The 11572-nt window shown below is 41.7% G+C and carries 12 protein-coding genes and 1 tRNA gene; 7 read left to right on the top strand and 6 right to left on the bottom strand.

Annotated elements, in window-relative coordinates:
- Positions 1 to 218: hypothetical protein (locus PN447_RS05430; RefSeq protein ID WP_271761447.1), on the bottom strand; the 218-nt coding region annotated here is incomplete at its 3' end.
- A gap of 29 nt (positions 219 to 247) precedes the next feature.
- Here PN447_RS05430 and PN447_RS05425 point away from each other — a divergent pair.
- Both PN447_RS05425 and mgtE read left to right on the top strand, forming a co-directional pair.
- Entirely contained in the window at positions 248 to 994 is a 747-nt protein-coding gene (locus PN447_RS05425; protein ID WP_271761445.1) for a TVP38/TMEM64 family protein, read from the top strand.
- Positions 995 to 1103: 109 nt separating this feature from the next.
- Positions 1104 to 2504, top strand: coding sequence for a magnesium transporter (gene mgtE / locus PN447_RS05420; RefSeq protein WP_271761443.1), 1401 nt, complete (start codon positions 1104 to 1106; stop codon positions 2502 to 2504).
- Here mgtE and PN447_RS05415 read toward each other — a convergent pair.
- A complete protein-coding gene (locus PN447_RS05415; protein ID WP_271761441.1) occupies positions 2499 to 2756 on the bottom strand; it encodes a hypothetical protein in 258 nt (85 codons plus the stop codon). The genes mgtE and PN447_RS05415 overlap by 6 nt on opposite strands.
- Before the next feature lie 597 nt (positions 2757 to 3353).
- On the opposite strand from PN447_RS05415, the gene PN447_RS05410 reads away from it, so the two are divergent.
- Together PN447_RS05410 and PN447_RS05405 are read left to right on the top strand one after the other, a co-directional pair.
- Positions 3354 to 4016 (top strand): class I SAM-dependent methyltransferase, encoded by a 663-nt coding sequence (locus PN447_RS05410; protein WP_271761439.1) that lies wholly within the window; start codon positions 3354 to 3356, stop codon positions 4014 to 4016.
- 214 nt (positions 4017 to 4230) lie between these two features.
- Positions 4231 to 5640, top strand: coding sequence for a M48 family metalloprotease (locus tag PN447_RS05405; RefSeq protein ID WP_271761437.1), 1410 nt, complete (start codon positions 4231 to 4233; stop codon positions 5638 to 5640).
- 34 nt (positions 5641 to 5674) lie between these two features.
- Here PN447_RS05405 and PN447_RS05400 read toward each other — a convergent pair whose 3' ends face one another.
- Positions 5675 to 6304: a restriction endonuclease subunit R gene (locus tag PN447_RS05400; RefSeq protein ID WP_271761435.1), complete on the bottom strand. Its 630-nt coding sequence runs from the start codon at positions 6302 to 6304 to the stop codon at positions 5675 to 5677.
- A 67-nt stretch (positions 6305 to 6371) separates the two neighbouring features.
- Positions 6372 to 7271, bottom strand: coding sequence for an oxygen-dependent tRNA uridine(34) hydroxylase TrhO (trhO, locus tag PN447_RS05395; RefSeq protein WP_271761432.1), 900 nt, complete (start codon positions 7269 to 7271; stop codon positions 6372 to 6374).
- A gap of 70 nt (positions 7272 to 7341) precedes the next feature.
- Here trhO and PN447_RS05390 point away from each other — a divergent pair.
- Positions 7342 to 7414, top strand: a tRNA-Ala gene (locus tag PN447_RS05390).
- Positions 7415 to 7417: 3 nt separating this feature from the next.
- Here the strand turns inward: PN447_RS05390 and PN447_RS05385 are convergent.
- Positions 7418 to 8050 (bottom strand): DUF938 domain-containing protein, encoded by a 633-nt coding sequence (locus tag PN447_RS05385; protein WP_271761431.1) that lies wholly within the window; start codon positions 8048 to 8050, stop codon positions 7418 to 7420.
- A gap of 67 nt (positions 8051 to 8117) precedes the next feature.
- On the opposite strand from PN447_RS05385, the gene PN447_RS05380 reads away from it, so the two are divergent.
- Together PN447_RS05380 and PN447_RS05375 are read left to right on the top strand one after the other, a co-directional pair.
- Positions 8118 to 9533 carry a lysophospholipid acyltransferase family protein gene (locus PN447_RS05380; protein WP_271761429.1) on the top strand — a complete coding sequence of 472 codons (1416 nt, stop codon included), beginning with the start codon at positions 8118 to 8120 and terminating at the stop codon, positions 9531 to 9533.
- 93 nt (positions 9534 to 9626) lie between these two features.
- Positions 9627 to 9917, top strand: coding sequence for a nucleotidyltransferase family protein (locus tag PN447_RS05375; RefSeq protein WP_200989234.1), 291 nt, complete (start codon positions 9627 to 9629; stop codon positions 9915 to 9917).
- Positions 9918 to 9986: 69 nt separating this feature from the next.
- Here the strand turns inward: PN447_RS05375 and PN447_RS05370 are convergent, their stop codons facing one another.
- Positions 9987 to 11198, bottom strand: coding sequence for a tetratricopeptide repeat-containing S1 family peptidase (locus PN447_RS05370; protein WP_271761427.1), 1212 nt, complete (start codon positions 11196 to 11198; stop codon positions 9987 to 9989).
- Positions 11199 to 11572 lie beyond the last annotated feature (374 nt).

Here is an 11572-nt window from a genome sequence, read left to right as displayed (position 1 = left end):
GGACAATGGTCTTTTAAGGGGCTATTTTTCTTACTAAAAATACAGACTTTGTACTGTTTTTCTCCCTTGTCACCTTGTCCACCTTGTCCACCAAGTCTTGTCCTTGTCAGGGGAGGGGACTGGATTTTATTGTTTTTTGTGTGTTCGGTGTGTTCCCCAATCCTTCCCAATTCTTCGGTGTTCCCTAAGATAAAAATCACCTGTTGAAAACTTATCAAACATCCTCTTAGTATTAAAGAAATATTTTATGGATACAAAAAACCAATTACATAGAAGACTTAAATTATTAATAATTAGTTTTCTAGTTGCTACCCTAATTATTTCTGCGCAATATTTCCCAGTTAAACAAGTTTTAAATGATGTTATCTCACAGGTGCAAAGTCTTGGTATTTTAGCACCCATAGCTTATATGATAATTTACAACTTAGCAACTATATTATTTATACCAGGTTCTGTCTTAACTATCAAAGGTGGTTGCTTATTTGGTCTGTTTTGGGGGTCTGTATATGTCTTAATTGCAGCAGTGATCGGAGCAATTGTAGCCTTTATGATCGGGCGCTATTTATGCCGTGATTGGGTGGCTCGACAGATTGATAAATATCCTAAATTTACAGGCATTAACTTAGCAGTCGCTAAAGAGGGATGGAAAATTGTCTTACTCACGCGGTTATCTCCCATCTTCCCATTCAACTTGTTAAATTACGCCTTTGGAGTTACACAAGTTTCTCTAAAAGACTATATCTTAGGTTCCCTGGGCATAATTCCCGGTACAGTTATGTACGTTTATATAGGTTCCTTAGCAGGTGATTTAGCCATGGTCAATACTCCCAATCAGCCCAGTCATCCACAAGCGCAAATCTGGCAATGGGTCATGCAAATAATTGGGTTACTTGCCACTATTGCCATAACAGTATATATCACAAAAGTTGCCCAAAAAACTCTCAGGAAAAGTGTAGGAATGGCGGAAATTAGCCATGAGCAGATTAATAATTGACCGACTTACTCACCACAGAGTACCTGAGTTAAATTTACGCCAATAAGACTCATTATTCCCCTACACTAAAAGTAGTAAACCTGTTGCAACTGCATGAGGAAAGTAGATTTTGAGTGAAACAAATAATTTCAACTTCACCACTCCAAATGTCAGCCGTAGCGAATTGCAAGACCTGGTGCGAAATGAGCTACGAATGTTCCTAGAATTGGGGGACTTACAAGCAGCAAAATCTATTCTCAGACCCGTGCAACCTGCGGATATTGCTGAGGCCATTGAAGGGTTACCAGAAGCAATGCAAGCTTTGGTTTTTCGCTTGCTTCCTAAAACTGAGGCTATCGAGGTGTATGAATATCTCGACTATAGTGTTCAAGAACATTTAATTGAGGAACTCAAAAGCCAGGATGTCCGTGACATTGTAGATAAAATGTCCCCGGATGACCGCGCCAGATTATTTGACGAGTTACCAGCCAAAGTTGTCAACCGCTTGCTAGAACAACTCAGCCCAGCAGAACGTCAAGCTACAGCCCAACTCTTAGGTTATGAGGCGGGTACAGCTGGGCGGATCATGACCCCGGAGTTAATTTATATAAAAGAACGTCTGACGGTATCTCAAGCCATAGAACGCATTCGCCGTCTGGCTCATCTGAGTGAAACGATTTACTACCTTTACGTTACCGATAGCGTCAGGTGTTTGACGGGTATTGTTTCTTTACGAGAGTTGGTAGTATCTCAGCCAGAGCAAACCATTGGCGAAATTATGACTCGTGAAGTTGTGTTTGTTTACACTGATACAGACCAAGAAGAAGTAGCTAGATTAATTCAAAGATATGATTTTTTAGCTCTACCTGTGGTGGATAAAGAACAGCGTCTAGTAGGTATTGTCACGGTTGATGATGTGATTGATATTCTGGAACAGGAGACTACTGAAGATATCTACACCCTGGGCGGTGGTGTGCAGTCCGATGGTGACAACTATTTTCAAATGAGTTTGCTACAAGTTGCCCGGAAGCGAGTAGTATGGTTGTTTGTATTACTAATCACTAATACAATCACTGGCACAATTATTAAGTCCCAGGAAGATATCTTAGAACAAGTAGTAATACTGACGGCGTTTATCCCTTTGCTCACAGGTACTGGTGGTAATGTGGGCGCTCAGTCTTCTACAGTGGTAATTCGCGGCATGAGTACCGATGAAATCAGATCCCTGGGAGTATGGCAGGTAATTGGCAGAGAAGCGATCGCTGGGGCTTTTTTAGGAATAATGTTAGGTGGTATCGCCACAGTCTGGGCTTATTTTTTGCAAGACCGCCCAGAGGTCGCATTTACTGTAGGTAGCAGTTTGGTGGCTATTTCTGTGATTGCTTCTGTCTCAGGTTCTGCACTGCCATTTTTATTCCGCTCCTTCCGCCTAGACCCCGCGTTGATGTCAGCACCGTTTATTACTACAGCCGTTGATGTCCTGGGTGTTTTGATTTACTTTAATTTGGCGCGAGTAATTTTAGGGTTATAACTGTGAGGATGTTTCAGGGGCGACAATTTCCCCAGTGCCTAATTCTATAATCTTGTCTTGATTCGTAATTAATTCATTGAGTTCTCTCACCTTTAAATTCATTGTCTCACAAGATTCTCTCAGGGCCTGGGTAAAACTATGAATATCATCGCCATACCCACACTGATAAGCAGCAATTTCTATTCCCTGCTTGGCATTTGCTCTAGCACAATCTACTAAGTCTGTACCTAGCAATGGTTTTGGGGATGTCATAGGTTGTAGTTGTTGTTTTTTACAAGTAATTAGCCGTTGAGTCTTTACCGGGAGGTTTTTGTTGCTGTGGTGGTTGTAATATTTCTTCTGGCATAGGATAATTTTATGTGTAAATTATAGCATTTTCCATGCTCGTGAGGTACAATTTTTTTTAGTTTGAGGGAATAGGGAATAGGGAATAGGGAATAGGGAATAGGGAATTGGTGTGTACTTTATGAGCCTGAAAAAGGCTTTAATCAAGAAAAAACAATTCACAGATTCCTAAAAGCAAACCTCGGATTAATACCTCAATCCAAGGTTGAAATTTATACTTTAGCTCCCAACTGATAATGTTCAAGTTCAGGCACTTTTACCCAGGATGTCAGCTAAACTAGGTTTAGCTGACATTGTGATCCTCACACCTGACACACGCTCTTAATCTGACCACTGAAAACAAGTACACAACTCTCTTGGAATGTCAGGATTGCTCCTGTTCATCTGCTTTTAAGTTAACTATAAAAATATAGAAATTTATCATTCTTGAGGTGGAAAGACAAATTAGCTTTTCTCACTCTCAAGAAGTAAAATCAATCATCTGGATGTTACTTTCACTGAACTATGGCAAATAAAACACTGGGAATAGAACCATCACTATATAACTACTTATTATCCGTATCTTTACGGGAACCGGAAATCCTCTCCCAACTGAGGGCAGAAACAGCCCAGCATGCGATGGCTGTGATGCAGATTGCACCGGAACAGGGACAGTTTATGGCCTTGCTGGTGCAATTAATGGGTGCAAAAAAAACCTTAGATATAGGAGTATTTACGGGTTATAGTTCCCTGGTGGTGTCTTTGGCATTACCTCCAGATGGTCGGGTAGTAGCCTGTGATGTGAGTGCAGAGTTTACAGCGATCGCCCGTCGTTATTGGCAAAAAGCTGGGGTTGCAGATAAAATTGATTTACACATTGCCCCAGCAATGGAGACATTAGACCAGTTATTAGCAGCAGGTGAAGCACAAACCTTTGACTTTGCCTTTATTGATGCTGACAAAAGTAATTATGATGGTTATTATGAGCGATCGCTCCAACTAGTTAGACCAGGGGGATTAATTTTGATTGATAATGTACTTTGGTCTGGTAGTGTAGCCGACCCAGAAATTCAAGATAATCGCACTACCAACATTCGCGCACTCAATGAAAAACTACACCAAGACCAGCGGATTAATTTGAGTTTACTTCCCATCGCCGATGGCTTAACTTTAGCCCATAAGAAATAATTATCCTGTTTTGAATTGCCTTTAGTCACCACTAAAGGCGATCGCTATTTTAGTGATTTTAGTATAAATTTTTATAAATTTTTCAGAAACCCTGGATAATATTTGGGGAAAATATTATAGTGAAATTACTGTGTTGCACAGATAAAAGAAACCGAGTGCGATCGACTAAAATACATCTGTCTTGGTTGGTTTACCATATATTGGGGGAAAATTCATGAAAAAAAAGCGCTTGCTATGGGTAGCCTGTGGTATAGTTTTATTCTTCTGTCTTCACCTAGTCATACCCATCATTTCTTGGGCACAAACTCCCAATGTAGCCAAACGCTTCCAAACTCTGGTGAAAGCAGACCAATTATACCTAGCCGGAGACACTGCAGCAGCAGAAAAACTTTACCGCCAAGTCAAAACCCCATTTGCTCAGGAAACATCCACAAGTAAGGTTCCTGAGCCAATTACTGACCCAGAACAACTTTCTGGTGCTGGTAGAGTATATTGGCGCAACGCCACCGAGGGAATGCAACAGGGACTTACCAGTAAAATCTTTGTCCCTTTACAAATGCTTCTAGAAAGACATCCAGAATTTACCCCTGCATATACACTCTATGCAGAAGCCACGAAAAAATATGGGAATGAGAAAGATATACTACCTGTTTTAGAGCGTGCCATCAGTATTTTCCCCCAATCGGCAGAAATAAATCAAGCCCTAATTAAAGCCCAGCAAGAAGCTGAACAATGGTTAGAAGCCTCTATTACTGCACGTCAATTTGCGATGACTTACCCTGAGCATCCCCAAGCTGAGGAATTTACCAGTATTGCTGAAAATAATTTTAACCGCTTTCGTAGTCAACTAAATCAACAAGTGGTATCGCAGGGCATTGTGGGTGCTGCAATTGGTATTTTAACTGGTAATGCCAATCTCCAAGCTATCAAATTAGCTCCTTTGCTCCTGCAAGGTGAGTCAGCTATGGGGGCGCAGCTTGCAGCAGTTTATAAGCAGCAATCAACTTTAATAGAAGACCCCACCATTGTAGAATACGTTAGCCGCATTGGTAATAACATTGCCAACTTAATGGGGCGCAATGATTTTGATTATGAATTTAATGTCATCTTAGATGATTCTCTCAATGCCTCTGCTCTACCCGGTGGTAAAGTATTTGTCAATACCGGGGCGATTATGGCGCTCAATTCAGAAGCAGAATTAGCCGGACTATTAGGACACGAAGTTGGTCACGCAGTTTTATCTCATGGATTTCAACGCGTCACCAATGCCAATCTCCTGGCAAATGTTGGGCAAATTATCCCTTTTGGTAATTTGATATCTACCTTAGCAATCCTAGATTATGGCCGTCAACAAGAAACTCAAGCCGACGTTGTTGGTACTCGTGTATTAGCTGGTGCGGGTTATGCTGCTGATGGTTTACGCAATTTCTTTGTTACTACCAAACAACAGCAAAAAGGACGAACTATCCCCGCCTATTTGAGGACGCACCCCGCATCTGAAGACCGGATGCGCTATTTAGAAGAAATCATCGAGCGTAATGGTTATAATCGTTATGCCTTTGAAGGTGTGCAAAGATACAGGGAAATTCAAGCCAGACTAGAGGAAATCCTAGAAGATTCTTGACATATACTTCCCACAGATGATTTACTCACCAATATTACACAGTCACCAATTGAGTTAAACCCTTGAGAATACGCAATACTTCATACAATTCATTCCCAGGGTTGCGCATTAAAAAGCCTTTTGATAAAGAATAACGGGGTGGTTTTCCTTTGACTAACTTCACAAAAATAAACTCGCTCCCTGTAGCAATCATCCCAAAACTGGGTTGGTCAGGATAGGGGTTACCTAACATATAGGCAAGAATTTGTGCAAGTCCTTCTTCAATAGAAAATGAAGCTTTTTTTGATTCAATAATCATCACCCAGAATCGGTCTTTTAAAACTAAAGTATCGATTCTACCCTTGATGATTATATCTTCATCTGGTACGGCAATATCTATAGACTCTTCTGATTTGACATAAAAAGGAGATAGGTAAAAATCACCAATAAAAAGTATGGGATCTACAATTGCCATTCTGACAACATCCTCTAACAAGGGAGGATAATTGAGAAGATTCAAATAACCAGCCTTTACTTTATCTAAAAGTTGTTTCTCTAAATCTGTAATTTCTGGTAATTCCTCTTCCCATTCCCAGAAGAATTGTCTATCTAAAACTAGCTCAATACCAAAATTATCAATTAAGTAGCGTAAATCAATATTTTTAGCTTGAATTATTTGTGTCATAATCTTCTCACCCAGATTAAGATTATAAATCTCATCCTGTGGGCAGGAAAGCCCGCCCTGGTATGGCTCACGCAGATGAAAGGTGCTGTAATCTATACTGTTTCCACTTCTCCTGTTGACGCAGCCTTTTTTCGGGAGTCAGACTATCAAAGCAGTGAGGACAAGAAATACCTTCTTCATATTGAGAAGTAGCCTTATCTTGCTCAGAAATAGGATATCCGCAACAAAAGCATAACTCATGACTACCTAACTCCAATCCGTGACCAACCGCAACCCGTTCATCAAAAACAAAACATTCACCCTCCCACAAACTTTCCTCTGCTGGTACTGATTCTAAATACTTGAGAATACCACCCTTGAGGTGATAGACCTCCGTAAAACCTTGGGAGAGCATAAAAGCTGAGGCTTTTTCACAACGAATCCCCCCTGTACAAAACAAAGCGACTTTCTTGTGTTGATTGGGGTCAAGGTTATTACTCACATATTCCGGGAACTCTCGGAAGGATTTAGTTTGGGGATTTTGTGCTGTTTTAAAAGTACCGATATTCACTTCATAATCATTACGGGTGTCAATGACAACCACCTCCGGGTCAGAAATCAAATCATTCCATTCTTGAGGACTAACATAAGTACCTACTTGCTGATTTGGGTCAACTTCTGGTAAACCCATAGTCACAATTTCCGCCTTTAACCGCACCTTCAGGCGTTCAAAGGGCTGTGTTTCAGTATATGACTCTTTGTGTTCTAAGTCTGCTAAACGGGGGTCAGAACGCAAAAATGCCAAAACAGAGTCAACCCCTTGACGCGAGCCGGCAATAGTCCCGTTAATGCCCTCTGCTGCTAATAAAATAGTCCCCTTAATACCTTGTGATTGGCAGTAAGACAGTAGGGGTTCTTGTTTCTCGGCAAAGTCCGGCAAGCTGACAAATTTATACAGCGCCGCCACTACCTGATTTTTATCTTGCATAATCTATTGAGTAATGATATAATACTTAAAAATCAGCAAAAACTGTTTTTCAAAGCTGTTTATAGTTTATGGGGGTTTAGCTCAGTTGGTAGAGCGCCTGCTTTGCAAGCAGGATGTCAGCAGTTCGAGTCTGCTAATCTCCATGGTCAAGAGCGTTCAAATATTACAGAGAGATTGTTAGCCGGCATTTGGTAAGTTGCTTGAAAATTTAGATGTTGCTCTCTGGCTGCTGCAATCACATCCTGTAAATTACGCACCCCCCAAGCTGGGTCTTGCGCCCTTAAAGATTCATCAAAAGCAGCGTTACTATGTGCTGTATGCTCTCCATTTTGTTTAAACGGTCCATATAAATATAGTATTCCCCCAGAGGGCAAAATGCGACCCGCACCGGCCATTAGTCCTAGACAAGTTGACCAGGGCGAAATATGAATCATATTAATATTAACTATAGCTACAATGGGTAAGTCTGGTGCAGCATCTTTCTCCACTGTCCAACTCGCCATACTAGCATCAAGTTCTAAGGGTGGGTAAAGATTATCTGATGGATATTCTTTAGCCCAAGCCTTAATACTAGCACGTAATAAGGGATTTTGTTCAGTAGGTAACCATCGGCGGGGGGTAAGACGGGGCGCAAAATATACAGAGTGTTCACCCGTACCACTAGCGACTTCTAAAACAGTACCAGTTGGGGGTAACACCTGTAACAGTACCTCTAGAATAGGTTCACGATTCCTTTGTGTAGCTGGCGCGTACTTTCGCCCATCTTCGGGTGTATTCATATTCAAATTACTTAATCCTTTACATAATCCTTTACATACCAACTACATAATAATCTGGAGGGTCACCTTGCCTAAGTCAATTCGTTGTACCCAACCACCACTCAAATTCATTCCCCATCACTTTAACCCATTTATACTACAGATTTTCCGGTGGTTATTGCCTATTGTGCTACGTTTTCGTACTAGACCTTGGTTACCTGCGGGAATTGTGCAAGTGGAAGCTGAGAATGTGGAGACCTTAGCTAAACTTTATCAACAATTCCAGGCTGGGAAAATTCGCTTTTTGATTGCATTTCGTCACCCAGAGGTAGAAGACCCTCTGTGTATGCTCTATCTACTTTCCTACATTTTGCCCCGGGTTGCACGCCAGCAGGATATTCAACTGCGATCGCCCCTCCATAGCTATTTTCTCTATGACCGGGGTATGACTATATGGGCTGGGGATTGGTTAGGATGGTTATTTTCTAGGGTTGGTGGTGTCCCTATTCGTCGTGGTCGCCGATTAGATAGAAAAGCTATTCAAACAGCACGAGATTTATTTAGTCATGGCCAAATGCCCATCGCCGTTGCACCAGAAGGAGGTAATAATGGTCATAGTGGAGTTGTTAGCCCCTTAGAACCGGGTGTAGCCCAATTAGGTTTCTGGTGTGTAGAAGACCTGGAAAAAGCCCAGGGTGATGAGACTGTGTTTATTGTCCCGGTAGCTATTCAGTATAGCTACGTCCAGCCACCTTGGTCAAGACTGAATTGGCTGTTAAGTAAGTTAGAAGCTGATAGCGGTTTACAAGTAGTTGAGCAAGGAAGTAATCACCAACTAGAAGTTTACTATCAACGTATTTGTTGTTTGGCTGAGTATTTAATTACCCAGATGGAAGAGTTTTACCGCCGTTTCTATCATCGAGACATACCTAAAACTAACTCTGTTGATGAATCTACCACCCGTAACCAGATGATAATTAGCAGATTACATCATTTAATGGATATAGCCTTACAGGTGGCGGAAGAATATTTTGGCGTAACACCACAAGGCAATTTTATCGATCGCTGTCGTCGTTTAGAAGAAGCGGGTTGGAATTATATCTACCGGGATGATCTAGCAGATATTGACGCTTTAGCACCCTTCCAACGTGGGTTAGCAGACTGGGTGGCCTGTGAAGCAGATTTGAAAATGCAACACATGAGGATAGTAGAAACTTTTGTAGGTGTGACAGCTAATTATATTCAGGAAAAACCAACCCCCGAAAGGTTGGCGGAAACAGCTTTATTAATGTTTGATCTGCTATCTCGGATTCAGGAGTCTACTCTCCCCGGTAGACCTAGTTTAGGTTTCAGGAAAGCGACGATTACTGTCGGTGAACCAATTTCTGTTACTGAACGCTGGCAAAAAATTGCCGGCGATCGCCCTGCTACTCGTCAAGCTGTGAGTCAGTTGACCAAAGACTTACAAAATGCTTTGCAGACCATGATTGATTATACTGTTTAACGCCAAGTGGTTTCTCTACCTTTGGGCGATTTAGGTTGCTCATATTTTTATCTATTGGAGTTAATCAGCGAAAAATCCTTGAGGATTAAAAAAATGAACCGAGAAAATTTAATCGCTTTTTTAAAAGCTCATGGGGCAGAAATTCGGGGTTATGGTGTAAAATCTCTGGCTTTATTTGGTTCGGTAGCGAGGGATGAGGCCACGGCTAAAAGTGATATTGATTTATTAGTGGAGTTTGATGGTAAGGTGACCTTTGATTGTTACATGGACTTAAAGTTTTTTCTGGAGGATAGTTTGGGATGTCCCGTAGATCTAGTTAGCAAGAAGATGTTAAAGCCTCAAATTAGAGATGTCATTGAAACAGAGGCCATCTATGTCTCGTAGTGTCAGACTGTATTTTGAGGATATTTTGAACAGTTGTTACAAGGTTTTGCGTTATACCGAAGGTATCAGCTATAACCAGTTTTTTGAAGATGAGTTGAGGTTTGATGCTGTGCTGCGAAATCTGGTGAAATCAGCCAAAGCTAAATCCCATTTCTGCAGGTCAGCGTAAACAACACCGCGATTGTAGTAAGCTAGATCATCATTACGATTAATCCCAATAGCTTGGGTGAAATCAGCCAAAGCTAAATCCCATTTCTGCTGGTTAACGTAAACAATACCGCGATTGTTGTAAAAAGCAGGACGGGGACTGAGTTTAATCGCCTGATTCATCGCCAACTCAGCCTCTGCATACCTCTTTAAATCAGACAACACCCCTCTCTTCTGATTGTACAAATTAGGATTACCAGGCTCCAGCTTAATCGCCTGATTGATAGCATCCAGCGCCCTATCCAGTTGCTGTAATCCCCCATAAACTGAACTCAGATGATACCAAGCTGGGACAAAATCAGGTCTAGCCTTTACCGCCAATTCTAACGCTGCTGCTGCTTCTGTTAATTGTCCACTCGACCCTAAAGCCAAACCCTGACCATAATAAGCCAAATCAATAAACGCTGGTTTTTGGGCGATCGCCCGATCAAAAGCCTGTACCGCTTCATCATGGCGACGTAACCGCCACAATTGATTCCCCCGTTCAATCCAGGATCTAGCATCAGCATTCCCCTGGGGAACTGGGATTGAGAGAATGGTATTTTGAATAGATTCCACCTCCCCCCCACTTAATACTATATTATTTTCTGCACTGGGGTATCCCCCCGCCATGACTGGGGTATCTATATCAATATCAAAGTTAGTAATGTCTGGTGGTAAGCAATATTGCTGATTTGAGTTAAATTCTAATATAGCTAGGTCTAATTTACCAAGGTTTGTATCCAGTAGTTTGACTGGATGAGTTTTACCGTCTGGTGTTTGAATATTCAGGCTTTTGGGGTTAATTCTCCTGACTACATGGGAGTTGGTCACTACTAAGTAAGAGTTACCTGCTTGAGCTAAAATTGTCCCTGATGCTACGTGACGTTCTCCCCTGACTTTAACTGTGATTTGTTTAACAAGCTGTTGTAGTTGTTTCTGGGAATATGCTCCGCTCTCTTCGTCTTCTTCTGGTGGTCCCACTTGACATTTACCGGGTATGGGGGGTTTTGAGGTTTTGCTGTGGGTGATTTCCCCTAGGACAGGAAGAGGTAGGAGGAATATACAGGTAATAATGGCGAGGTGAAGTTTCATGGATGCTTGGGGGTGTAAGTTGAGGGGATTCGGGTGTATTTATTATATCTGTTGTTAAACGCAAAGGGGCGCAGAGGTACGCAAAGGTACGCAAAGGTTTATTGGCGGTCTAGACTATTATTAAGTACATGATTTTCTAGTCAGATTTATCTGACTTTAGCTTTGAGACGGGGGTTTCTAACCCCCGGTTCCTCTGGGTGGCGATCGCCCCACAGATCCCGGACTTCTAGCTAAGTTAGCTTAGAGGATGTTTGTCAAGTCATGATTAGTGTATCAACTATTGCTTGACCCCACCCTCTCCTTGCAAGGGTAGGTTTTTAATATGATCTGTGAAGGCAAGAAGACTAGGAAGACAAGGAAGGAAAGTGGACAAG

Source organism: Anabaena sp. CS-542/02 (assembly GCF_028331085.1).
Taxonomy (GTDB): Bacteria; Cyanobacteriota; Cyanobacteriia; order Cyanobacteriales; family Nostocaceae; genus Anabaenopsis; species Anabaenopsis arnoldii.
This window is presented reverse-complemented; position numbering and strand designations above follow the sequence as displayed.